The 22,917-nt window shown below is 60.6% G+C and carries 20 protein-coding genes; 11 read left to right on the top strand and 9 right to left on the bottom strand.

What is annotated here, in order from left to right; genetic code table 11:
* Positions 1 to 40: 40 nt before the first annotated feature.
* The 3 genes from CKW07_RS08840 (at position 41) to CKW07_RS08830 (ending at position 3,377) form a co-directional block, all read left to right on the top strand.
* Positions 41 to 1,384, top strand: coding sequence for a CHASE2 domain-containing protein (locus tag CKW07_RS08840; RefSeq protein ID WP_095144551.1), 1,344 nt, complete (start codon positions 41 to 43; stop codon positions 1,382 to 1,384).
* Between the two features lie 35 nt (positions 1,385 to 1,419).
* Complete coding sequence (locus tag CKW07_RS08835; protein WP_095144550.1) at positions 1,420 to 1,788, top strand: hypothetical protein; 369 nt, start codon at positions 1,420 to 1,422, stop codon at positions 1,786 to 1,788.
* Between the two features lie 98 nt (positions 1,789 to 1,886).
* Complete coding sequence (locus CKW07_RS08830; protein ID WP_095144861.1) at positions 1,887 to 3,377, top strand: M48 family metallopeptidase; 1,491 nt, start codon at positions 1,887 to 1,889, stop codon at positions 3,375 to 3,377.
* A gap of 117 nt (positions 3,378 to 3,494) precedes the next feature.
* Here the strand turns inward: CKW07_RS08830 and CKW07_RS08825 are convergent, their stop codons facing one another.
* From CKW07_RS08825 to CKW07_RS08815, 3 genes are all read right to left on the bottom strand, one after another.
* Positions 3,495 to 4,781 carry an OprD family porin gene (locus tag CKW07_RS08825; RefSeq protein WP_095144549.1) on the bottom strand — a complete coding sequence of 429 codons (1,287 nt, stop codon included), beginning with the start codon at positions 4,779 to 4,781 and terminating at the stop codon, positions 3,495 to 3,497.
* Positions 4,782 to 5,018: 237 nt separating this feature from the next.
* Positions 5,019 to 5,414, bottom strand: a complete 396-nt coding sequence (locus tag CKW07_RS08820; RefSeq protein ID WP_095144548.1) for a nuclear transport factor 2 family protein — start codon at positions 5,412 to 5,414, stop codon at positions 5,019 to 5,021.
* An 18-nt stretch (positions 5,415 to 5,432) separates the two neighbouring features.
* Positions 5,433 to 6,104, bottom strand: a complete 672-nt coding sequence (locus CKW07_RS08815; RefSeq protein WP_095144547.1) for a DsbA family protein — start codon at positions 6,102 to 6,104, stop codon at positions 5,433 to 5,435.
* A gap of 257 nt (positions 6,105 to 6,361) precedes the next feature.
* On the opposite strand from CKW07_RS08815, the gene CKW07_RS08810 reads away from it, so the two are divergent.
* Complete coding sequence (locus CKW07_RS08810) at positions 6,362 to 8,455, top strand: TonB-dependent siderophore receptor (protein WP_095144546.1); 2,094 nt, start codon at positions 6,362 to 6,364, stop codon at positions 8,453 to 8,455.
* 92 nt (positions 8,456 to 8,547) lie between these two features.
* Here the strand turns inward: CKW07_RS08810 and CKW07_RS08805 are convergent, their stop codons facing one another.
* The 4 genes from CKW07_RS08805 to CKW07_RS08790 form a co-directional block, all read right to left on the bottom strand.
* A complete protein-coding gene (locus CKW07_RS08805; RefSeq protein WP_095144545.1) occupies positions 8,548 to 8,748 on the bottom strand; it encodes a hypothetical protein in 201 nt (66 codons plus the stop codon).
* Between the two features lie 246 nt (positions 8,749 to 8,994).
* Positions 8,995 to 10,101, bottom strand: a complete 1,107-nt coding sequence (gene aguA, locus CKW07_RS08800) for an agmatine deiminase (RefSeq protein ID WP_095144544.1) — start codon at positions 10,099 to 10,101, stop codon at positions 8,995 to 8,997.
* A 5-nt stretch (positions 10,102 to 10,106) separates the two neighbouring features.
* Positions 10,107 to 10,985, bottom strand: coding sequence for an N-carbamoylputrescine amidase (aguB, locus tag CKW07_RS08795; RefSeq protein ID WP_095144543.1), 879 nt, complete (start codon positions 10,983 to 10,985; stop codon positions 10,107 to 10,109).
* 242 nt (positions 10,986 to 11,227) lie between these two features.
* Complete coding sequence (locus CKW07_RS08790; RefSeq protein WP_095144542.1) at positions 11,228 to 14,140, bottom strand: aminotransferase; 2,913 nt, start codon at positions 14,138 to 14,140, stop codon at positions 11,228 to 11,230.
* A 181-nt stretch (positions 14,141 to 14,321) separates the two neighbouring features.
* Between CKW07_RS08790 and rfbB the strand changes: the two genes are divergently transcribed.
* Genes rfbB through CKW07_RS08755 form a run of 7 tightly spaced genes read left to right on the top strand, consistent with a single transcriptional unit; the run spans position 14,322 to position 21,442 of the window.
* Positions 14,322 to 15,404 carry a dTDP-glucose 4,6-dehydratase gene (gene rfbB / locus CKW07_RS08785; RefSeq protein WP_095144541.1) on the top strand — a complete coding sequence of 361 codons (1,083 nt, stop codon included), beginning with the start codon at positions 14,322 to 14,324 and terminating at the stop codon, positions 15,402 to 15,404.
* Entirely contained in the window at positions 15,401 to 16,273 is an 873-nt protein-coding gene (rfbA, locus tag CKW07_RS08780; protein ID WP_095144540.1) for a glucose-1-phosphate thymidylyltransferase RfbA, read from the top strand. The genes rfbB and rfbA overlap by 4 nt, the downstream gene beginning before the upstream one ends.
* Complete coding sequence (rfbC, locus tag CKW07_RS08775; RefSeq protein WP_095144539.1) at positions 16,270 to 16,815, top strand: dTDP-4-dehydrorhamnose 3,5-epimerase; 546 nt, start codon at positions 16,270 to 16,272, stop codon at positions 16,813 to 16,815. Before rfbA ends, rfbC begins: the two co-directional genes overlap by 4 nt.
* Positions 16,812 to 17,693 carry a dTDP-4-dehydrorhamnose reductase gene (rfbD, locus tag CKW07_RS08770; protein WP_095144538.1) on the top strand — a complete coding sequence of 294 codons (882 nt, stop codon included), beginning with the start codon at positions 16,812 to 16,814 and terminating at the stop codon, positions 17,691 to 17,693. Before rfbC ends, rfbD begins: the two co-directional genes overlap by 4 nt.
* 36 nt (positions 17,694 to 17,729) lie before the next feature.
* Positions 17,730 to 19,538, top strand: a complete 1,809-nt coding sequence (locus CKW07_RS08765; protein ID WP_095144860.1) for an ATP-binding protein — start codon at positions 17,730 to 17,732, stop codon at positions 19,536 to 19,538.
* Positions 19,535 to 20,938: a sigma-54 dependent transcriptional regulator gene (locus CKW07_RS08760; protein WP_095144537.1), complete on the top strand. Its 1,404-nt coding sequence runs from the start codon at positions 19,535 to 19,537 to the stop codon at positions 20,936 to 20,938. Before CKW07_RS08765 ends, CKW07_RS08760 begins: the two co-directional genes overlap by 4 nt.
* A gap of 48 nt (positions 20,939 to 20,986) precedes the next feature.
* A complete protein-coding gene (locus tag CKW07_RS08755; RefSeq protein WP_095144536.1) occupies positions 20,987 to 21,442 on the top strand; it encodes a thioesterase domain-containing protein in 456 nt (151 codons plus the stop codon).
* 81 nt (positions 21,443 to 21,523) lie between these two features.
* Here CKW07_RS08755 and cysQ read toward each other — a convergent pair whose 3' ends face one another.
* Together cysQ and nudE are read right to left on the bottom strand one after the other, a co-directional pair.
* A complete protein-coding gene (gene cysQ, locus CKW07_RS08750) occupies positions 21,524 to 22,351 on the bottom strand; it encodes a 3'(2'),5'-bisphosphate nucleotidase CysQ (RefSeq protein WP_095144535.1) in 828 nt (275 codons plus the stop codon).
* Positions 22,348 to 22,914, bottom strand: coding sequence for an ADP compounds hydrolase NudE (gene nudE / locus CKW07_RS08745; RefSeq protein ID WP_095082169.1), 567 nt, complete (start codon positions 22,912 to 22,914; stop codon positions 22,348 to 22,350). Before nudE ends, cysQ begins: the two co-directional genes overlap by 4 nt.
* Positions 22,915 to 22,917 lie beyond the last annotated feature (3 nt).

The raw sequence follows: 22,917 nt of genomic DNA, 5'->3' as shown, positions 1-22,917 counted from the left end.
TCCCTTAAAAAGCCGGCATATCGCCACTATCGAGCCAAGGATGTCGGCTAAATTCCCTCTGTTCAGCCTCAAGCAGTACGCGCTTGGGTTGGTAGTCCTGCTGATCGCTTTGCTCGACCCTTTTGGGCTGTCGAGTTCGAGCGACAATGCTTCTGCCCAATGGCTGAACCGCATGTTCGCCAGCCTTTACGACAGCAAGGGTCAACAGCAGATCGCGGTTGTAGTGATCGACGACGCCTATCTGCTGCGCAACAACACTTTCTGGCCAATGCCGTATGGCGAGCAGAGCAAGCTGTTCAAGCGCTTGCTGGCTTACAAACCCAAGGCCGTGTTTGTCGATCTCCTGTATAGCCACGACCACTCGCCGGGCGACCCTGCGCAAGGCAGTCAATTACTGGCGAATGTGTTCGACCGCTACCGGCATCAGGGCATTCCCTTGCTGCTGGCCAACACGGGGCGACCGCGCGGGGAAGAGGGGCAAGCCAATACGCTCGAGCACCTGGCCCAGGTCACGACCCCGGTGCTGGTGGTATGGAGCGGGGTCGGCGACAAGTATCCGCTGGCCTTTGACGCACCGCAGGGCTTGATGGAGACGCCTGCACTCGCGCTGTATCGCCAGTACTGTCAGGCCCATCAATGCCCGGATCTGCCAGGCGATGCGCAAGCGGCTGCGCAGGCGCCGCCAATCGCCATCCAGTGGGGGCTTGAGCTCGCCCCCGAGCAGGCGCGGATTGCCAACACTGCGGACTGTTCAACCGTTGATGGCTTCTTCTCGCAAACGCTCAAGCAACTTGCCGAGGCGATTTTCTGGAAACTGGGCAAGTCCGCCCAGGCCAGTTGCCCCTACAGCCTGACCCTAACGGCCAGCGACCTGGAAGTCAGCGAGCCACAGGACCGTGCATTGATCGCCGCACTGCTGCGCGATCGACTGGTACTGGTCGGTGCACACATCACCTCCACCGGCGACCTGGTGCAGTCGCCCGTGCACGGTAAGCTTCCCGGGATCTATCTGCACGCCATGGCTCTGGATAACTTGCTCTCCGAGGGCATGTCTTATAAGCACGAGCCAGACAGCCTGCCACGCATGGATATCAATTGGCTGGATCTGGTTGAAATCGCGCTGTTGGTGTTGATTGTCGTGCTCAAGGCCCTGCACGAGCACCGAGCGGCCAAGCATCGAACGCTAACGCCATGGCGGCGATGGGAGATCCGGTTTTTCCACTCTCCTTGCCCTTCCTGGCTACTGGTCATGACGGTACTGACCGTTGCCAGCATCGCGCTGTATTTCGCCAACATCACCCCGGTCAACGTGCTGGGCATCGCCGTGCTTTCTCTGGTGCTGTTCAGCGAAAAAATCGAGGCGCTGCTCGGCTCCAAAAGCTGACGCTCCAGTGTTCGTCTAATTCAAGGAAACCAAGAATGACCAGAACAGCCGTTTTCCTCCTCAGCGTCGTGTTCAGCCAGGCGGCGTTTGCAGCGGCCTCTATTGTGAGCCCTCTCACCAATGACCCGGTGGAAGTACTCGATGAGCAAGGCAAAATGGTGCAAGAACTGCCACTCAAGGATGTGCCGAAAAATCCGCTGCCGGTGTTGCAGTACAACGAAGCACTGGACCTGGTTCAGGTTGAGATGCTGGGTAAGAGGATCTGGCTGGACACCGTGACCCTGGACATCGATCCCCCCCTGAGCAAGGTGGTCAACCTGCCTTGTCAGAAAATGACTAAAAGCCAGGCCAAGGACAGCGAGAACAACTCGACCATCGGCTTTGGCCCAGGTTGCAACAAGTGAGCGGGCTACGGGCAAAGGGCTCACTACTGGGGCTCAGCTTCGTCGCCGGGTCGCTACTGAGCGGTTGCAACACCATCAAAGGTGCCGACGATGCCTTTATGAATCTGGTTGGCCCTTCGACTCAGTCGCGGGTGACTGGGCGTTATGTCGAGCACACCGAAGTGCGTCAGTACTACGTGCTGGATGTGCAGCAGCAAAGCAAGCAACGCTTGAGTTACGACGGCCATGCCATCCCTGCCGCACAGACACGCCAGCAAAACCTGGTGGATATCCCGATGCTGCAGAGCTACTTGCAGGGCATCGTCACGCGGCTATCCAAAGGCTGGCCGGGCGAGCTGCCGAAGTTGCAAGTGCGGATCACCGACAGCTATAGCTTCGGTCCGTCCACCGATCCGTTCGGCAACCTGTTCGTTCCGCTGGGCATGCTCGATAACGTCCAGAGTGAAGACGAAATCGCCGCGATGCTGGGCCACGAAATGAGTCACGTACTGTTGCGCCATCACGATCGCTTGGCAGCCTTCGAGCAGCAGAAAGAACTGATGTCCACCGTCGCAACCACCGTGGTGTTTGCTGCCATGGCCAGCAACACAGGTGTGGACAGAAGCTCCGGCCAGATGAAACTGGTCAGCAAAGACCCCCTCGGCACCCAGAAGACCATTGGCAACACCGTGCTCTATACCGCACTGGCCAACAGTTTTTCGGACAACATCTGGAGCACCGCCTGGGGTCGTAGCCAGGAAGACCAGGCCGATCTGCTGGGCACCGACCTGATGGTCCGTGCAGGCTACGCCCCCCGCGCCGCGACCTACAGCCTGCAACGGCTGAACGACTTCCAGGGCAAGCAGAAACCATTGCTCGGAAGCTTTCTCAGCGCTCGCACCACCGCAATGCAAGCGTCGCTGGAGCAGTTCAACCTCAATCGTTTCACTCAAGAGCTGAACGTGTTTCTCGACCAGGGACTGAGCACCAGCATCAACGCGGCTGGCCAGTACTTCAACCGCTCGCACATGTCGCCCATGGACCGCGAAGCCGACCTGAAACAGTACCTGCAACGCGAGTACCGTCAGGAGCGCCGCGCCCGGGTCGACCCGCACAGTTGGCCGAAAGTGCGCGATGCCGCGCCCGTCGCCACGGCCCTGCAAGGCTACAAGGACGCCTACACCGCTACCGCGGCCCTGGAACAAGGCAAGGTGCGCGAAGCGGAGACCTTCAACCAACGCGCACTGGCGTCCCCGGTGAAGGACCAACCCGGTATCCGTCGCACCGCCTTCAGCGTGCACCTCGCCCAAGGCAAGAGCCAGGAAGCATTGAAGGATCTGGAGTCGATCAAGGACTGGTCCCTGGCCGGACCGTCCATCTACGACCTGATGATCTCGTACCACCTCAAGCGAGGCGATCCGCAATCGGCCTTGACCATGATCGACAAGGCCGAACGCAACCTGGGGTCGCAAGAGCTGTTCATCACCGAGAAGCTACTGGCCAACCAGCAGTTGAAGAACGAATCGCAAGTGAAGAACGTTTTGCGCCAATGCGAGCAGTACCCGTCCCGCAAAGAGAGCTGCAAAAAACTGGCGCCGGTCAAAGCATGAGAAACGAGCATTCACAACGCTCTGTTGGCGTGAACGCGGTGTAGCCGATAAACGAAAAAGCCCCGAACCAGTCGGGGCTTTCTCATTTCAGCCTTGTATCAGGCCGCACTCACAGCATCAGAAAACGTTGATCGGGTAATCCACGAACACGCGCACTTCGTTGCCGCTGACGTTGTACTCGCTGGACTTCTGCGACACGCGCAGGACCGAGCTGCGCAGTTTCACGCTCAGGTCCTTGGCCGGGCCGCTCTGGACCACGTACTTGAACTGGTTGAAGATCTCGCGCTCGGTGCCACCGGTGCTGGTGGAGGTGGTGATGTTGTCGCCACGCACGTAAGCCACGTTGTAGGTCAGGCCTGGCACGCCGAAAGTGCCGAAGTCGAGGCCGTAGCCCAGCTGCCAGCTGCGTTCATCTTCAGCGTTGAAGTCGGACCAGTAGGAGTTGGCCAGGTAGATGGTGTTGCCACCGTCACCGACGCGGCCCTGGTCTTTCTGGTAGCCGCCGTAGGCATAGCCCAGGTTGCTGTCGCCCGTGCTGCGCTGGTGAGCGAGGGTGAACGAGTGCGGGCCGGTGGCGAAGGTCGCCGCCAGGCTCCAGATCTTGTTGTCGTCGCCCGTGGCGCCGCTTTCACGAACGTAGGAATCTTCCAGCTTGGTGCGGTAGCCGTTCAGGTCCAGGGTCAGGGACTGATCGGTGGCCAGCGGGAATACGTAGTTCAGGTTGATGTACTGCTTCTTCAGCACGTCTTCGACGTCGGAAGCGTACAAGCCGCCTTTGAACTGTTCGGTGAACTGGTAGCTACCGCCCAGGACGTTGATCGACTTCAGACCACCGCTGTCATGGCCTTCGGCGCTTTTGCGCGATTCGGCGGTGAAACGACCGGCGTTCAGCTCCAGGCCTTCGATCTCTTTGGAGGTGATCAAGGTACCGGTGTAGCTTTCCGGCAGCAGGCGGGAGTTGTCGTAGTTCAGCACCGGCAGGGCCGGCATCTGGTCACCGTAGGTCAGCACGGTGCTCGACAGGCGGAACTTGACCGCCGCGCCAGCCTTGGCCAGGTCGCTGGCAGCGTTGCCGCTGTCGCCTTGCTTGAAGAAGTCGATGCCACCGGCACCGCTACGGCCCTTGCCACCATCCAGGCGCAACGCGTAGAGACCGAAGGCATCAACACCAACACCGACGGTGCCTTGGGTGAAACCCGAGGAGAAGGTGCCGATGGCAGCCTGGCCCCACTCGGCCTTGTCTTCGTTGCCGTCCTTGTAATCGCGATTCATGTAAGCGTTGCGCAGCAACACTTTCAGGCTGCTGTCTTGCACAAAACCTTTGGACTCGGCTTGGTCATTGGCCATTGCTTGAGTCGCGCTCAACATCCCCAGTGCGATCAGACTAATACGCTTGTTCAACATGTTATTTTCCTTATTACGGGTTGATACGCGCTGTGACCGCTGGCTGAAATGGCTGCTTTTGCGCTCTTTTTTCATCCTTAAACAAAAGGGCCCGCCCACGCAGAAGCGTGGCGGGCCCTTTTATTGTTTTGAGGTCGTGGCTGCAAGCCACAGGCGTTGGGACGGATCCTAGCCGCGCCTATAACAAAGTGTCAATTTCGTGAATCTTCTGTAATAAGGCAAAAAATGTCTAAGAAATCACTTGCCTGCGATCGCCATTTGCACCGTGTGGCTGTCAACGAACTGCTCGAAGTGCGTGACTTTTCCGTTCGCCAGCGTCCACAAATGGGCCACACGAGCGTTCATCGGGCGGCCGGTCGCCTTATAGAGGCCACAGTAGTTCCCGTAGGCAAACACCTTGTCGCCTTGGGCGACATAGCTCTCGACCTTGAACTGAAAACCCTCCCATTCCGTGGCCAGGCGCTGGAAGACGTTCTCCACGATGGCCTCAAAACCAACGTAAGTCCCCGCATACGGGAACCCGGCCGCTTCGGTCCAGCTTGCATCGACGGCCAATGCGGCGGCGGTGTTGCGCGCGTTCTCCTGGGAGTTGGCGCCTTCGTAGGTACTTTTGATCAGGCTCAGGTTATCCATGGGCAGCTCCGGGTGAGTTCAGTGGGCGCAGCCGTCGAGGCCACAGGTTTGCGCGGTCAAAGAGGCTTCAGCGGTGGGCAGTGACTGACTCAACCATTGCGCGAAGGCTTGCGGCTTGCCGAACCAGGGGCCGATGTCGATCAGGGTGAATTGACCGTTGCGCTCCAGGACAAAGGTCGGGAAGCCCTGGCCACCCACCTTGGACAGCAGTGCGCGACTGTCCTTGATGTGGCCTTCGGTGTCGGCCGTCATGCATGCCTGCTGGAACGCTTGGGCATCCAGCCCCATTTGCGCGGCGAACGCCTGCAAAACCGCTTCGTCGGCGATGCGCTGCCCTTCCACGTAGTGAGCGCTCTGCAAACGTCCCAGCAGTTCGAGACCGCGACCCGCGATCTGTTCGGCGGCAAGAACCGCCGCGATCGGTGGCGCGGAATCGAAGACCGCCGTGTGGTCGCGCAACAGGCCCTCGAAGTACGCCTCACCGAACGGCTGGCCGGTGTACTCGGCAATGCGCCGATCATGGGGGATCACGTAGTTGCGCAATTGTGCCGAGACCGTCTGCCGGTTGGCACCGGTCATCATGCCGCCACCGTGGCCGAGCACTGGTAATACCGCCTGGGCGGCTTGCACCAGGGGCTTGGCGCCGTAGCACCATCCGCACAACGGGTCGTAGATGTAGTGAAGGATCATCGGAGGGCTCCGGCAAAAAGGTAGGAAAACGTGATGCCGGCAGACTAACCCTCTGTTGGTTGCTGAAAAACGCCGCAATGGCTACCAGTCTGTTTCAGTAATCGGACGAATCTATTACAGCCATTGTGTCGAGACAGACACAATTCGAAACAAACAAGCAATAAAGCGCATGAATAATTGCTCACGAAAGCAAATAACAAGCATTACCATTCGCACCCTTCTCGCTACACCCTCAACATCTACGGATACGCTTTTTAATGCCTGCCCCATTTCGTCTTACGCCCTTCAGCCTTGGCCTGTCTGCTTTGCTGACTGCCGGTTTTTCCTACGCTGAAACTACAACCTTGCCAGCAACGTCCATCAGTGCCGAAGCAGAGGTCGATGATCCACGGGTCAAGGAAGTCAGCACCGCGACGCGGACCGCAACCCCCGTACGCTACGTCCCGCAGGCCATCGACTCGGTGAAGACCTCGAACGTCTCCGACTATGGCACCAACGATCTGGGCACGGCATTGAGCGGCATCCCCAACGTCAGCAGCGGCGCCGACACCCGCTTCGACAGCTTGCGCATTCGCGGCTTCGACGCCAGCAACGACTTCTACCTCGACGGTATCCGTGACGACAGCCAGTACGTGCGCGACCTGCACAACATCGAGCGCATTGAAGTGCTCAAAGGCCCGGCCGCCGTGCTGTATGGCCGTGGCAGCCAGGGCGGGATCGTCAATCGGGTGAGCAAGTTGCCGGAGTTCGGCCGCCGCTCGACCCTCGAGGCCCAGGGCGGCAGCGAAGATTTGCGCAGCCTGTATGCCGACCTGAGCACCGACCCGACCGAGAACATCAGCCTGCGCCTGAACATGGGCAACATGGACGAAAACAGCTTCCGCGACGGGGTCAGCGGCAGCCGCCAGCTGTTCGCGCCATCGATGAGCTGGCAGTTGACCCCGGATCTGAACTGGCTGGTGCAGTACGAGTACAGCCGTTACAACCGCACCCCCGATCGCGGTATTCCCGGTATTGATGGACGCCCCGCCGATGTGGGCCGCGATACCACCTACGGCACTGACAACGACTTCATCGACGACAAGTCGCAATCCCTGCGCTCGAAACTCAGCTATGAGGTTGCCGACAACTGGCAACTGCGCCACACCCTCGGGGTGTTCAAGCTCAACAGCGATTTCGACAACACCTACGTGACCGGTTACACACCAGCGACCAATAAGGTGGTGCGCCAGCACTGGCAGCAGGACCTGAACACCCGCAACGTGTTCAACAACCTCGAACTCGAGGGCGGCTTCGACACCTTTGGCCTCGAGCACCGCTTGCTCACCGGGCTTGAGTTGGGCAGCCAACGCCGCGACCCGAAGCTGTACAACGCGGCCACCACGCCACCGGGCAACAGCCCCGTGCCGGGGCTGGATCTGTACAACCCCGACCGCAACATCGTCCACACCGGACGCATGCAGGTCTTCAGCGACTCGCACACCGAAGTTGAAAGCCGCGCCATCTACCTCCAGGACCAACTGCGCCTGAACGATCAATGGCAGCTGCTGGCCGGTGTGCGCTACGACACCTTCGAGGTCGACTCGACCAACCAACTCAAGGACATCTCCGAAAACCGTGACAGCCACAGCACCAGCCCACGGCTCGGTGTGGTCTGGACGCCGCTGCAGAACCACTCGTTCTACGCTTCCTGGAGCAAGACCTTCTCGCCGGTCGGTGGCGGTCTGATCGGCATCACGCCAGGGGTGACCACCAACGTCAACGACCTGAGCCCCGAGCTGACCAAACAGAAAGAAATCGGTGTGAAGAGTGACTGGCTCGACGACCGCTTGAGCACCACCCTGGCAATCTACGAGCTCGAGCTCTACAACCGCCGCACCAGTGACCCGAACGATCCCACCATCACCTTGCTCACGGGCGTGCAACGCTCAAGGGGTATCGAGCTGACCGGTGCGGGGAAAATCACCGGCAACTGGTACGTACGCGGCGGTGTAGGTTTCCAGGACGCAACCGTCGAGAAAGACAACAACGGCTTTGAAGGCAAACGCATCAGCAATGTGGCCAAGCGCAACGGTAGCCTGTTCATTACCTGGAAGCCGGAGCTGGGCTGGTATGCCGAGACCGGTCTGACCCTGGTCGGTGACCGCTACGCCGACAACCTCAACACCACCGTGTTGCCGGGTTATGGTCGTTGGGATGCGCTGGCCGGGTTCCGTCAGAAGGACTGGGACTTGCGTGCTGCGGTGAACAACATCAGCGACAAGACGTACTACGAGTCGTCCACCAGCGCCTACCAGATCCAGCCGGGCGCGCCACGCAGCCTGGTCGTCACGGGAACCTACAGTTTCTGACGGCGCGCCCTCAAGGGCCTGATGTTGACCGCCTATCCATGGACAAAAAAAAGCGCTGCCATCCGGGCAGCGCTTTACCAATCCTTTGCTTGCTATCCTTCCATCACATCCCACAACGCTTCAAGTTCTGCCTCGCTGAATAAACCAGCCGGGTATCGCTCGATCATCATCCTGCGCGGGTCAGTTTCCCTGACCTGTCGCGTTCCGTTGGACTTCAACCATTGCGCCAGCACCTGAAGCGATTCGCCATTCATAGCCAAGGGATGCGATGTTCGCTCGCTGACCCTGTTCATCCCAGCGCTCTCTCCTGGTTTGTGAGCGGCTAACTTATCCAAGGTTTATGACAGAACAATGCTGTTCCACATTCCCAAGAATGACTCTCAAACAGATACAAGAGCTATGCCAAAGTGCCAGACTGCCCGCCAGGCGACCATAAAAAAGCCCGCAGACCATAAGGGCTGCGGGCTCTGTCGGCGGGTCAGCGATTGAGGAAGCCAGAGACCTCCTCAATCAGCTGCCAACACTTGTTACAACTTCACTCAACCTTTGTGCGGGGCTGGCTGCTGTTGGGTAAGGCAATGAATATTACCGCCGCCCAGTAACAGTTCACGACCCGGCACCATCACCACTTCATGCTGCGGGAACAGGTTCTGCAGGATTTCCCTGGCCGGCGCGTCCAGCGGATCGTCAAAGCTCGGCGCAATGATGCCACCGTTGACGATCAGGAAGTTCACGTAGGAACCGGCCAGGCGCACCGAAGGATTGCGCTCCTGGGTACCGTCCACCGGGTCGACACCGGCACATTCTTCCTCGGTCGCATACAAGGGGCCGGGTATCGGCATCTTGTGCACGATGAACGGGCGACCCTTGGCGTCGGTGCTGCTTTCCAGCACGCTCATTGCCGCCTGGCAACGCGGGTAGTTCGGGTTCTGCGGATCATCGGTCCAGGCCAGCAGCACTTCACCCGGTCGCACGTAGCAGCAGAAGTTATCCACATGACCATCGGTTTCGTCGTTGTACAAACCGTCCGGCAACCAGATGATTTTATCCACAGCCAAGTTGGCACTGAGCACCGCTTCGATTTCTTCACGGCTCATGTGCGCGTTGCGATTGCGGTTGAGCAGGCACTCTTCGGTCGTGATCAGCGTGCCCTCGCCATCGACGTGAATCGAACCGCCTTCGAGCACGAAGCCCTCGGTGCGGTAACGCGCACTGCGCTCGATTTCGAGGATCTTGCCGGCCACTTGCGAATCCCGATTCCAGGGCGAGTACAGGCCGCCATCAAAACCACCCCAGGCGTTGAAGTCCCAATCGACGCCACGGACTTCGCCGCTGTTGTCGATGACGAATGTCGGGCCGGTATCACGGACCCAGGCGTCGTCGCTGGACATCTCGACCAGGCGGATATTCGGCACGTCCAGGCGGGCCCGGGCGTTTTCGTACTGGGCGGCCGACACGGCAACGGTCACTGGCTCAAACCGGGCGATGGCCTTGGCCACCGCCACGTGAGCGGCTTGTGCCGGCTTGCCTCCCAGGCGCCAGTTGTCCGGGCGCTCTGGCCAGACCATCCAGGCCTGGGTCTGGGGCGCCCATTCGGCGGGCATGTAAAAGCCGTCGGCGCGAGGTGTGCTGTTCAAAGTGGTCATGGCAATCAGGATTCCAGGGAGCCGTCGAGGGTTTTAAGGGCGCCATACAGGTTCGGGCGGCGATCACGGAACGAACCCCAGGCGCTGCGGATGTGCTCCAGCTCGTCCAGGTCAAAGCTCTGAACCAGAACGCCTTCTTCGGTTTCGTTGAGTTCCTGAACCTTCTCGCCGAACTGATTGGCGATAAACGACGAGCCGTAGAAGGTGATGTCGTAGCCGTCCTGTTCTTCGTTGCCGATACGATTGCTGGCAATCAGCGGCATCAGGTTGGCGCCGGCATGACCCTGCTGCACGCGCTGCCAATGATCGCGCGAGGAGATGGTTTTGTCATGCGGTTCGCTGCCGATGGCGGTCGGGTAGAACAGGATTTCCGCGCCTTGCAACGCCATGCTGCGGGCGCATTCCGGGAACCACTGGTCCCAGCAGATGCCCACGCCGATTTTTGCGTAGCGGGTGTTCCAGACTTTGAAGCCGGTATCGCCCGGGTTGAAGTAGTACTTTTCGTGGTAGCCAGGGCCATCCGGGATATGGCTTTTACGATAAATCCCGAGGTTGCTGCCATCGGCATCGATGATCGCGATGCTGTTGAAACGGGCACGACCGGCCAGCTCGAAGAAGCTGATCGGCAGGACGACTTGCAGCTCTTTGGCCACCTTCTGGAAATGCTTGATGGCCACGTTGTCTTCAACGGTCGTCGCCAGTTGCAGATAGTCCGGGTTCGGCTTCTGGCAGAAGTACGGGGTCTCGAACAACTCCTGGATCAGGATGATCTGCGCGCCTTTACCTGCGGCCTCACGGACCAACCTTTCAGCGGTCTCGATGTTGGCTTCAAGGTCCCAGGAACAAGCCATCTGGGTAGCGGCGACAGTAACGATACGGCTCATGAATCATCTCCTGGCGGGGGCAGAACGGTCGAGCATCGCATCGACCGATGACAGAAACGGGAACGGCCGGGCGTGGTGATCCACGCCGAGGTGTCAGGCGACTTTATAACCGATAAAAATCGACTTTAAAAGCCTATTACGTTCTGCTCGTCGAGGATATTCAATAAATAACCGATAATAATCGAACTAATGGAGGTCCCTGTGGGAGCGAGCCTGCTCGCCCCCGCAGGGAATGTGATGGACTACAGCCCTTCGTCCAGCACCTTCGACAGCATGTCGACAAAGAAGTCGACGCTTTGTCGCGAGGTCACCATCGGCGGTTTGATCTTGAGGATGTTCAGGTAGTCGCCGGTCGGCTGCATGAAGATCCCCAACTCGCGCAGGCGATCGCACAGCAACGTGGTTTCTTCGGTAGCCGGCTCCAGGGTTTCACGGTTGCGGATCAACTCCACCCCCAAATAGAAACCGGAGCCATGCACCGCGCCCACCAGTGGATGACGGTCGATCAAGGCTTCAAGTCGCTCCTTGAAGTAGCCGCCAACGATCTGTGCGTTCTCCCAGAGTTTTTCTTCATTCATCACATCCAGCACCGCCATGCCAATGCGGCAGCTGACCGGACTGCCCCCGGCCGACGAGAAGAAATAACCTTCCGCCTCCAGCGCTTCGGCAATTTCCCGGCGAGTGATCACCGCACCCAATGGCTGACCGTTGCCCATGCCCTTGGCCATGGTGATGATGTCGGGCACCACGCCCTGTTCTTCAAAGCCCCAGAAAAACTTGCCCATGCGGCCATAACCCACCTGCACTTCATCGGCGATGCACACGCCACCCTGGGCGCGGACCAGGGCATAGACCTGCTTCAGATAGCCCGGTGGCAGTGAAATCCCGCCGGCGTTGCCATACACCGGCTCACAGATGAAGCCCGCCAGTTGCCGTTTCTGCTCGGCAATTTTCGCCAGATTGTGCTCGACGCTGCGCACGTAATCCGGCGCGCTGTCGAGACCACGGAACTCACCCCGATAGGTGTTCGGCGCGGTAACCGGGTGTACCCAGTCCGGCCGGCTGTCGAGGGCTTTCGGGTTGTCGGCGATCGAGGTCGAGACCGCGTCGGCGGCCACCGACCAGCCGTGATACGCCTCCAGCACGCTGAGCATGTCGCGACCGCCGCTGTAGGCCCAGGCCAGGCGAATCGCCAGGTCATTGGCCTCGGTACCGCTGTTGACCAGAAACACTCGGTCCATCGAGTCCGGTGCCAGTGCCAGCAAGCGCTCGGAGAACTCGGCGATGGCCGCGTAATGGAAACGCGAGTTGGTGTTGAGCAACGACCACTGGCGGCTGGCCTCGGCCGCCATGCGTGGGTGACCATGGCCGAGCACGGCGACGTTGTTGAGCATGTCCAGGTAAGAACGGCCCTGCATGTCGATCAGGTGATTGCGCCAGCCGCGTTCGATACGCGGCGGGTCGACGTAATAGTGTTTTTGCGAACGGGCGAAGCTGGCATCACGACGTGCCAGCAAGGTGTGCGGGTCGAGCTCGACTGGCGCATCACAGGCCAACCCCAGCAGCGCCGCCGGCGACGGACACAGGGCCTGCCAGGCGCGAGCGCGGGACGGTGTACAGAACAGCGGTGGATTCAGGTCGGCACCACGACTCAGCTGTACCCGCAACGCCCCCTCGACCTCACCCAGCACCTGCCCCTTCAACACCGCTGCACCACTGTGCAGCGAAGGGCTGACACCCCACAGGCACACGCTCAACTGTGGGCTGTCCAGTTGCAAGCGGCCATCGGCCGACAGGTGCACGACACCGGCAAACGGCGCCTCGACCGTAGTACCCCGAGGCACCTGCAAATCAACGTGCAACGGACAGGTGTCCGGCTCGACCGCACTGTCAGGCCGGGTACGGGACAAACGGTATTGCCCGTAACGGCTGGCGGCCAGGCCATGGGCGGCGGCCGCTTCGACCAGCAAGCGCTGATCGATGCCGTCCTGCTCCCAGTTGCCCGCTTCGAAATGCGGGCTCAACACCCCCAGGTCGATCAGTGCGAACTCGCGCCCCACCAGACTCGGCAGCAACGGCGCAAAGCCCTGGCTGGCAATTGCCGGCAACGCTTGGTCGACCGCCACCAGAATGGCCGCCTCCATCAGCTCGGACGGCACCGACGTCGCGACGCGAAAGATTTCCCACTCATGCTCAAGGTTGTCGCGGCTGTACTGATTCTGCGGATCGATGCTGACCTGCTGTTCACCGCTGAGCACCAGCACCGCCGCCCGCGCAACGATCAACGGCCACAATGCCTGCAGCTCTTCGCGCTTGAGTGGGTTGACGTCATGGTAGGCCCGTACCGCCGGCAAGATGACCATCGGATCGCCGTCGGCATGGTGCAACAGCGCCGCACAGGTCACGGACAGGTCAGTAATGCGCCAGGTACGGATCAAGTCGCCAAAATCGATCACGCCCTGCAACTGCCAGTGACGCTGCTGATCGCGTTTCCAGACCACGTTGTCGTCGGTGATGTCCATGTGGATGGCCTGCACCGGCAACTTCGCCACCAGTGGCTGCAATCGCCGTTCGGCGCGCTGCGCGGCCTCGGCGATCAACCCTCGCTGCCGCTCGTCGGTAATTACTGGCAACAGGTGCTCGATCAGCGCACTGGCGTGCCGGGCATCCCACTGCAACGTACGCTCCAGGCCCGGATGGTCGAAACCGGCCAGGGCCAGATCCATTTCGCCGCAGAGCCGACCGAAGCCGGCGACAACGTCATGGCCAAGGTGGTCGAGATGGGTCAGGGATTGACCTTCGATGTAGTCAAGCAGGCGCACATGTACTGACTGGTCGGCAAACGTCAGGGTCAGCAGGTCGGCGCCAGTTTTCGCCGGGATCACCCGCGGGACATGCAGGCCGGGCCGCGTCCCCAGGTGTTTGAGCGCGGCGTGCTGGGCCTGAAGCTCCAGCGCGGCGTAGTCGCCACGGCAGATCTTGAGGACAAAACGGCCCTGGTCACTGTCGAGCCGGTAGTTGAGATCCTGCTGGCTGCCCAACGACTGCAGCGTCCCGCTCAGGCCGTAATGCTCGCGCAGCAGCTCCAGCGCTTGCTCTGCGGTAACCTGCGGACTGGCCAGACTGGCGCGGTGAATCAACGTGGCGAGCAACATACAACGACCCCTGGTTTTTTTGTAAGGCGTCTATATCGCCACTGCTCAGAGCGATACGCAACCCCCTGTAGCGGTCAGTGATCGGCCAGGACTGAGGCATTGGTGCTCTTGTTGCAGCCCTCGACCCGCCGACACGCTATGATCCATACGCTTAGACGTCATACGGAAAAAGGCCTTCTCCATGCGCATTCTCATCACCGGCGGTGCCGGCTTTATCGGTTCGGCGCTGATTCGCCATCTGATCCGGCACACCGAACATGAAGTGCTCAACCTGGACAAGCTGACCTACGCCGGCAATCTGGAGTCGCTGAGCTGCGTTGCCACCGACACTCGCTATGAGTTCGTGCAAGCCGACATCGGCGATCAGGCCGCCGTCAGCACAGTGCTGGCACGGTTCCAGCCGCACGCGATCATGCACCTGGCTGCCGAATCCCATGTCGATCGCTCCATCGACGGCCCGGCGGACTTTATCCAGACCAATATTGTCGGCACCTACAGCCTGCTTGAGGCCACTCGGGCCTATTGGCATACCCTCGGTGAGCCTGAGAGAAGAGCCTTTCGCTTTCACCATGTCTCCACAGACGAGGTGTATGGCGACCTACAGGGGGGTGACCACTTGTTCAGTGAAACCACACCGTATGCACCCAGTTCACCGTACGCCGCCAGCAAGGCAGCATCAGACCACCTGGTCCGCGCCTGGCAGCGCACCTATGGTTTACCGGTGCTGGTGAGCAATTGCTCAAACAACTACGGACCGTTCCACTTTCCTGAAAAGCTCATTCCGCTGACGATTCTCAACGCGCTCGCCGGGAAGCCACTACCGGTGTACGGCAATGGCCTGCACACTCGCGACTGGCTGTTTGTCGAAGATCATGTAGGCGCGCTACTGGCCATCATGACCCAGGGTACGCCCGGCCAGACGTACAACATCGGTGGCTGCAACGAGCAGAAGAACATTGATGTGGTGCGCAGCATCTGCACGCTGCTGGAAGAGTTGGCCCCGCAAAAACCCGCGGGGGTCGAGCGCTATTTCGACCTGGTCACCTTCGTCGAAGACCGTCCAGGCCATGACCTGCGCTATGCCATTGATGCCGAAAAAATCCAGCGCGAACTGGGATGGCAGCCTCACGAAACCTTCATCAGCGGCCTGCGTAAAACAGTACAGTGGTATATCGATAATCAGGAGTGGTGCCAGCGGGTTCAGGATGGCCGCTATCAGGGACAGCGGCTGGGCTTGACTGACTACAAGGGCTTGATCGCATGAAGGGCATCGTACTGGCAGGCGGTTCAGGTACTCGCCTGCACCCGATCACGCTCGGGGTCTCCAAACAGCTGTTGCCGGTTTACGACAAACCCATGATCTATTACCCGATCTCGGTCCTGATGCTGGCCGGAATCCGGGACATCCTGGTCATTTCCACGCCCCATGATCTGCCGCAATACCGCAACCTGCTGGGCGACGGCAGTCAGTTCGGCGTGCAACTGAGCTATGCCGAGCAGCCGGCACCGGAAGGCCTGGCCCAGGCGTTCCTGATTGGCGAGTCATTCATCGGCGATGATTCGGTGTGCCTGATTCTGGGCGATAACATTTTTCACGGACAGCACTTCACCGAAAAGCTGCAACGAGCCGCCGAAAAAACCAGCGGGGCAACGATTTTCGGTTACTGGGTCAAGGATCCACAACGCTTCGGGGTAATTGATTTCGACGATCAGGGCAACGCGCTGTCGATCGAAGAAAAGCCCCGGCACCCCAAATCCAGTTACGCGGTAACCGGCTTGTACTTCTATGACAATTCAGTGGTCGAGATCGCCAAATCACTCAAGCCTTCAGCCCGGGGCGAACTGGAAATCACCGACATCAACAATGCTTATCTACAGCGAGGAAACCTGCGTGTCGAACGCTTCGGGCGCGGATTCGCCTGGCTTGATACTGGCACCCACGACAGCCTGCTGGAAGCATCGCAGTACGTACAAACCATCGAACATCGCCAGGGACTGAAAATCGCCTGCCTTGAAGAAATTGCCTACAACCTGGGCTGGATCGACCGCGCTCAACTCCTGCAACACGCCCAATACTTTGGCAAGACCGGTTACGGCCAGTACCTGTTCAGCCTGGTCGGTGAAGCACCATGAACGTCATCGCCACCGAACTGCCGGAAGTCCTGATTCTCGAACCGAAGGTCTTTGGAGACGAACGCGGATTTTTCTACGAAAGCTACAACGCCCGGACTTTCCAGCAGGTCACCGGATTGAACCCAACGTTCGTTCAGGACAACCATTCGCGCTCACGCAAGGGCGTGCTACGTGGCCTGCATTACCAACTGGAACATTCCCAGGGGAAACTGACACGCGTGACCATGGGTGAAGTCCTCGACGTTGCCGTGGATATCCGCCGCAGCTCGGCAACCTTTGGCCGTTGGGTGGGTGTACGCTTGTCGGCCGAAAATCACCGTCAACTATGGATCCCGGAAGGGTTCGCCCACGGTTTCGTGGTGCTCAGCGAATACGCCGAACTCCTCTACAAAACCACCGATTACTACACCCCTTCGGCCGAACGCTGCATCCGCTGGGATGATCCTCAATTGGCGATCGACTGGCAGCTTATGCACCCCCCTCAACTGTCCGCCAAGGATCAGGCCGGAAAGCGGCTAAGCGAGGCGGATCTGTTCCCATGAGCACGCCGCTGAAAATTCTGATCAGCGGTCAACATGGCCAAGTGTCGACCGAGTTGCAGAACCACCTCAAAGGACTGGGTCAATTGATTGTGCCGGGGCGCAACGAGTTCGATCTTGCACAACCGCAAATGATTCGTCAGCAAGTGCGCAACCTACGCCCGGACCTGATCATCAATGCCGCCGCGTATACGGCGGTGGATAAGGCCGAACGCGAGCATGCGTCAGCCTTCGCCATCAATGCCACGGCACCGGGAATACTCGCCGAGCAAGCTTTCGAACTTGGCATCCCGCTGATCCACTACTCGACCGACTACGTGTTCGACGGTCGTAAAAGCACCCCCTATACCGAGGCCGACCAGCCCAACCCGCTGAATGTCTACGGTGCCAGCAAACTGGCGGGCGAACAGGCCATCCGCGCGGTCAACGGCGAGCACCTGATCCTGCGCACCAGTTGGGTTTATTCCAGGCACGGGCGCAACTTCCTGTTGACCATGTTGCGACTGCTCCAGGAAAAACCGCACCTGCGCGTCGTCGCCGATCAGATCGGTGCACCGACCTGGGCCGGTACCATCGCGGCCAGCACGCGCGCCCTGATAGAACGCTGGCAAGCGGGGCAACACGGCGCCTGGGGCACCTATCACCTGGCCTGCCAGGGTGAAACCTCATGGTTCGGCTTCGCCCAGGCCATCGCGGAGTCTTTACAGGCGCAGCACCAACCCTGCGCACAACTGCAGGCGATCCCCAGCCGTGATTACCCGACACCCGCCGTTCGGCCGCTGAACTCGCGGCTCGATTGCAGCTTGCTGCAACGACAATGGCAGGTCACTCAACCTGACTGGCGTGATGCGCTCAGCGAGTGCCTTGCGCAACAGGCCTAGGCATAATGCAGCTGTTCCCTCAGGCACCCGATGCTCATGACTCCAGCCCTCCCCCGCAGACCCCGTTGGCGCAGCCTGGCCCTGCTCGCCCTGTGCCTGGCACCTTTGCTGTGGCCACTTGAGCATCTGGCCGAGCGTTATTACCGCAGTGAACTGGCGGGGCAGAATCGTCAGACGCTGGACCTCTACGTCGCCAACCTGCTGGGCACCCTGCACCGCTACGAAGTCTTGCCACAGATCCTCGGCGACCTGCCTGCCCTGCGCGCCGTACTGGGGGCGCCGCAAGACGGTGTCATCCAGGGCAATGCCAACCGTTTCCTGAAAAACATCAGCGCCCAGACCGGCGCCGAAGTCATGTACCTGATGGACACTCGAGGCAACACCCTGGCAGCGTCCAACTGGGACAAACACGACAGCTTTGTCGGCCGAAACTTTGCCTTCCGGCCGTACTTCAGCGAAGCCATGCAAGGCCGCCTCGGGCGTTTTTTCGGCTTGGGCACCACCTCCGGCAAACGCGGCTACTTCTTCGCCGCCGCCGTGCGCAAGGGTGAACAGATCATCGGCGTGCTGGTGATCAAGGTCGACCTGGACCACACCGAAAGCCTGTGGGGTAAAACCCCTGAACAACTGTTGCTGACCGACCATAACGGCGTGGTCATTCTCACCTCGCGAGCCGATTGGCGCTTTCGCGCCACTCGCCCGCTCACTGAACAAGAGCGCCAGGCGATCGCTGCGGTGCAACCCTACCCGACCCGCGATCCCCAGCCGCTGAACCTCAACCCCAACGCCTGGCTGACCCAGACTCAACGGATCGAGGAAACCGGCTGGAGCGTCAGCATTCTTGCGCCCAGAACCCTGATTGATCGCCCGGTGCGCACGGTGGTCGCCATCGGTGGCGCGGCGCTGTTGGTGTTGATGCTGCTGCTGGGGCTGCTGATGCAGCGTCGACGTCACTACCTGCAGCGCATCGACTTCGAAGCCAAGACCCGCCGAGAACTGGAAGCCCGGGTCGCCGAGCGGACCAGCGACCTGGAAGGCCTCAACCGGCGCCTCAAGCAGGAAGTGCTGGAGCGCGAACACGCGCAGCAGGAACTGGTGCGCGCCCAGGATGACCTGGTGCAGGCCGGCAAACTGTCGGCGCTGGGCACCATGTCGGCGAGCATCAGCCACGAACTCAATCAACCGCTGGCCGCGATTCGCAGCTACGCGGAAAACGCCGAGATACTGCTCGACCATGAGCGCACCGAAGACGCCCGCGGCAACCTGAAACTGATCAGCGAGCTGACTGGACGAATGGCCTCGATCATCGCCCATTTGCGCGCCTTTGCCCGTCGCGACCGCCACGCCCCGGAGAGCGTCGCGCTGCAACCGGCGCTGGACGATGCGCTGGCGTTGCTGGCCAAGCGTCGCCGCAGCATGGACGTCGAGCTGATCCGCGACCTGCCGGCGGCCACGCTGTGGGTCGAGGCCGGCGAAACCCGTTTGCGCCAGGTGCTCGGCAATCTGCTGGCCAATGCCCTCGACGCCCTCACCGAAAAAGGCCCGCCGCGCAAACTCTGGCTGAGTGCCGAATCCACTGCCGAGGGCGTCAATCTGTACATTCGCGACAACGGCCCGGGGTTTTGCATGGAAGCCCTGGGACGCGCCAGCGAGCCGTTCTACACCACCAAGACCCGCACTCAGGGGCTTGGCCTGGGACTGGCCATTTGCGAAACCCTGATGCGCGCCTTCGGTGGCGAACTGTCGTTCGCCAACCACAAGGAAGGCGGCGCCCTGATCACCCTGCGGCTGCGCGCTGGCGCACCCGGTGTAAGCCTGCAACCGTCCGAGGACCGCAGTGAATGAGCAACTTCATCGACAACCGCATCCAGGTAGTGCTGATCGACGACGATCCGCACCTGCGCCAGGCCTTGAGCCAGACGCTGGACCTGGCTGGCCTGAAGATCCTGCCCCTGGCCGAAGCCAAGGGCCTGGCCTCGCGTCTTGAGCGCGATTGGCCGGGCGTGGTGGTCAGCGACATCCGCATGCCCGGCATGGACGGTCTCGAACTGCTGAGCGAACTGCACGCCCAAGACCCGGAGTTGCCGGTACTGCTGATCACCGGACACGGCGATGTACCGTTGGCGGTGCAGGCCATGCGTGCCGGTGCTTATGACTTCCTCGAAAAACCCTTTGCCAGCGATGCGTTGCTCGACAGCGTGCGCCGCGCCCTGGCCCTGCGCCAGCTGGTGCTGGAAAACCGCAGCCTGCGGCTGGCCCTGAGTGACCGCAATGAACTGAGTACCCGGCTGATCGGCCACTCGGCGTCGATGCTGCGCCTGCGCGAGCAGATCGCCGCACTGGCGCCGACCAAGGCGGATGTGCTGATCCTCGGTGAAACCGGCGCTGGCAAGGAAGTGGTGGCCCGCGCCCTGCACGACCTGTCGAACCGGCGCAACGGGCCGTTTGTCGCGATCAACGCCGGAGCGCTGGCGGAGTCGGTGGTCGAGAGCGAACTGTTTGGCCACGAGCCCGGCGCCTTCACTGGCGCGCAAAAACGCCGCATCGGCAAATTCGAGTTTGCCAATGGCGGCACGCTGTTCCTCGATGAAATCGAAAGCATGAGCCTGGATGTTCAGGTGAAGCTGCTGCGCTTGCTGCAAGAGCGGGTGGTCGAGCGCCTGGGTGGCAATCAGTTGATCCCGCTGGACATCCGGATCATCGCCGCCACCAAGGAAGACCTGCGCCAGGCCGCCGACCAGGGGCGTTTTCGTGCCGACCTGTACTACCGCCTGAACGTTGCGCCGCTGCGCATTCCACCACTGCGCGAGCGTGGCGAAGATGCGCTGATGATGTTCCAGCACTTTGCCAATGAAGCCAGCGAGCGCCATGGCCTGGCGCCACACGAACTGCAACCGGGCCAGCGCGCCCTGCTGCTGCGCCATACCTGGCCAGGCAACGTGCGCGAACTGCAAAACGCGGCGGAACGCTTCGCCCTCGGGTTGGAGCTGGCGCTGGACATCAATACCCCCGATGGTAGCCCTGCACCCGCCAGCACCCAGTTCGACGGAAACCTGAGCGAGCAAGTGGAAAGTTTCGAAAAGAACCTGATTGCCGCTGAGCTGGCACGCTCTCACAGCTCGCTGCGCAGCGTTGCCGAGGCACTGGGGATTCCACGCAAGACCCTGCATGACAAGCTGCGTAAACACGGGTTGAACTTCGCCGATGCCGCGGGTACCACCACCCACGCCGACGAGATCGATTGAGCCGCGCCGACTAACCTTTACTTAAGCACCAGCACTTTGAGGCCCAGCATGAACCGCGACAGTCGTCACCTGGAATCGATCCTGCACCGCGACATTCCCCTCACGCGGGCCATGGGCTTGAAGGTGCTTGACTGGCAGTCCCATCAACTGCGCCTGCAGCTCCCACTGGAAGCGAACGTCAACCACAAGAGCACCATGTTCGGTGGCAGCCTGTACTGCGGCGCAGTGCTTGTTGGCTGGGGCTGGCTGCATCTGCGCCTGCGTGAAGCCGGCATAGAGGATGGGCACATCGTGATCCAGGAAGGGAAGATCAACTACCCGCTGCCAGTGACCAGCGATGCAACGGCCATTTGCCAAGCGCCGAGTGCAGCGGTTTGGAAAAAATTCGTGACGATGTATGAGCGTTATGGCCGGGCACGGTTAACGCTGCATACGCGGATTGTGAATGTGGGGAGTGATGAAGATGCGGTGACGTTTACCGGGCAATACGTGCTGCACCGCTGAAAAGACCTCGCGGGCAAGCCTTGCTCCAGATGATAGTTCTCACGCTCTGCGTGGGAACGATCAAACAAAGGTGCCGTATGTTCAGGAACGGGCCAGTTCCAGCAGTTTCTCACGCCACGCGGCTTTAGCCGGCAAGGCCAGAAAGAATGAGTTAAGCAACGATTCGCGCGCCGGATAGCTGAACCGTTCGCCGCTCAACTCCAACACTTCACCACCGGCCCCTTCCAACACGCCTTGCGCCGCCGCGGTATCCCATTGCGAAGTCGGTGCCAACCGCGGATAACAATCCGCCGCGCCTTCGGCCAGCAGGCAAAACTTCAGCGAGCTGCCGATATTGGCCAGTTGCAGTTGACCCAGGCTGTCGCTCAACCCGGCCAGCAAACGCTCCTGCTCAGGGCTGGAATGTCGGCGGCTGGCGACCACGGTGAACGCCTCGCCTGCCGGCGGGGTTTCGCGGACCTGGATCGGCAACGGTGCAGCGTCTTTGTCGGCACGCCATGCACCCAGACCGGCACCGCCGAAGTAGCAGCGACCGTTGGTCGGCATCGACACCACGCCAAACACCACCCGGCCCTGTTCAATCAACGCGATGTTGACGGTGAACTCCTCACTCCCGGAAATGAACTCCTTCGTGCCGTCCAGCGGGTCCACCAGCCACCAGCTCTGCCAACCCGCGCGTACGCCTTGAGGGATGTTGGCGTCTTCTTCCGACAACACCGGAATGTTCGGATCAAGGGCTGTCAGCCCCGCCAGAATCACGTGGTGCGCCGCCAGGTCAGCGGCGGTGACCGGCGAATCGTCAGCCTTGGCGGTCACGGCCGTGCCTGTGCACCAGAACGGCAGGATCGCCTCTCCAGCCTTCAATGCCAGCTCGACGACCGGCGCCATCAACGGATGAGGGAACGTCATGGCTGGAACACTCCACGCTGAGTCAGCAAGTCACGGGCGAGATATAGCGCCGCCAAGGCGCGCCCCTCGGTGAACTGCGGATTCTGCGCCAGCGCCGCCAGCTCACGCAGATTGACCCGATCCAGCCGCATCGGTTCTGGCTCATCACCTTCTAGCCGTTCTTCGTACAGGTCGGTCGCCAGCACCACCTGGATTTTCTGGCTCATGTAACCGGGCGACAGCGACAGCTCGGTCAGGTGCTCCAGTTGCCGCGCGCCATAGCCAGCTTCTTCCTTGAGTTCACGCTCGGCGGCGGCCAGCACGTCTTCGCCGGGTTCGATCAGGCCCTTGGGCAACGACATCTCGTAGGCATCGGTACCACCGCAATACTCTTCGACCAGCACCGCGTGGTCGGCATCGAGCATCGCCACGATCATCACTGCGCCATACCCGGCGCCCTTGCCGACCAATCGCTCATAGGTACGCTCGACGCCATTGGAAAAGCGCAGTTGTACCTCTTCAACGCAGAACAAGCGGCTGGTAGCGACGATCTCGCGGGCTAGGACTTCGGGTTTCTGGCGCATGGC

The organism is Pseudomonas sp. Irchel s3b6 (assembly GCF_900187415.1).
In the GTDB taxonomy this organism is placed as follows: domain Bacteria; phylum Pseudomonadota; class Gammaproteobacteria; order Pseudomonadales; family Pseudomonadaceae; genus Aquipseudomonas.
This window is presented reverse-complemented; position numbering and strand designations above follow the sequence as displayed.

What these genes read in the sequence shown, in the direction of transcription:
- CKW07_RS08815 (WP_095144547.1), bottom strand. Translation starts at nt 6,104, where the DNA reads ATGATCCTTCACTACATCTACGACCCGTTGTGCGGATGGTGCTACGGC.
- rfbC (WP_095144539.1), top strand. Translation starts at nt 16,270, where the DNA reads ATGAACGTCATCGCCACCGAACTGCCGGAAGTCCTGATTCTCGAACCG.
- CKW07_RS08790 (WP_095144542.1), bottom strand. Translation starts at nt 14,140, where the DNA reads ATGTTGCTCGCCACGTTGATTCACCGCGCCAGTCTGGCCAGTCCGCAG.
- CKW07_RS08835 (WP_095144550.1), top strand. Translation starts at nt 1,420, where the DNA reads ATGACCAGAACAGCCGTTTTCCTCCTCAGCGTCGTGTTCAGCCAGGCG.
- CKW07_RS08820 (WP_095144548.1), bottom strand. Translation starts at nt 5,414, where the DNA reads ATGGATAACCTGAGCCTGATCAAAAGTACCTACGAAGGCGCCAACTCC.
- CKW07_RS08830 (WP_095144861.1), top strand. Translation starts at nt 1,887, where the DNA reads ATGAATCTGGTTGGCCCTTCGACTCAGTCGCGGGTGACTGGGCGTTAT.
- rfbA (WP_095144540.1), top strand. Translation starts at nt 15,401, where the DNA reads ATGAAGGGCATCGTACTGGCAGGCGGTTCAGGTACTCGCCTGCACCCG.
- CKW07_RS08825 (WP_095144549.1), bottom strand. Translation starts at nt 4,781, where the DNA reads ATGTTGAACAAGCGTATTAGTCTGATCGCACTGGGGATGTTGAGCGCG.
- CKW07_RS08765 (WP_095144860.1), top strand. Translation starts at nt 17,730, where the DNA reads ATGACTCCAGCCCTCCCCCGCAGACCCCGTTGGCGCAGCCTGGCCCTG.
- nudE (WP_095082169.1), bottom strand. Translation starts at nt 22,914, where the DNA reads ATGCGCCAGAAACCCGAAGTCCTAGCCCGCGAGATCGTCGCTACCAGC.
- aguB (WP_095144543.1), bottom strand. Translation starts at nt 10,985, where the DNA reads ATGAGCCGTATCGTTACTGTCGCCGCTACCCAGATGGCTTGTTCCTGG.
- rfbD (WP_095144538.1), top strand. Translation starts at nt 16,812, where the DNA reads ATGAGCACGCCGCTGAAAATTCTGATCAGCGGTCAACATGGCCAAGTG.
- cysQ (WP_095144535.1), bottom strand. Translation starts at nt 22,351, where the DNA reads ATGACGTTCCCTCATCCGTTGATGGCGCCGGTCGTCGAGCTGGCATTG.
- CKW07_RS08760 (WP_095144537.1), top strand. Translation starts at nt 19,535, where the DNA reads ATGAGCAACTTCATCGACAACCGCATCCAGGTAGTGCTGATCGACGAC.
- CKW07_RS08755 (WP_095144536.1), top strand. Translation starts at nt 20,987, where the DNA reads ATGAACCGCGACAGTCGTCACCTGGAATCGATCCTGCACCGCGACATT.
- CKW07_RS08840 (WP_095144551.1), top strand. Translation starts at nt 41, where the DNA reads ATGTCGGCTAAATTCCCTCTGTTCAGCCTCAAGCAGTACGCGCTTGGG.
- rfbB (WP_095144541.1), top strand. Translation starts at nt 14,322, where the DNA reads ATGCGCATTCTCATCACCGGCGGTGCCGGCTTTATCGGTTCGGCGCTG.
- CKW07_RS08805 (WP_095144545.1), bottom strand. Translation starts at nt 8,748, where the DNA reads ATGAACAGGGTCAGCGAGCGAACATCGCATCCCTTGGCTATGAATGGC.
- CKW07_RS08810 (WP_095144546.1), top strand. Translation starts at nt 6,362, where the DNA reads ATGCCTGCCCCATTTCGTCTTACGCCCTTCAGCCTTGGCCTGTCTGCT.
- aguA (WP_095144544.1), bottom strand. Translation starts at nt 10,101, where the DNA reads ATGACCACTTTGAACAGCACACCTCGCGCCGACGGCTTTTACATGCCC.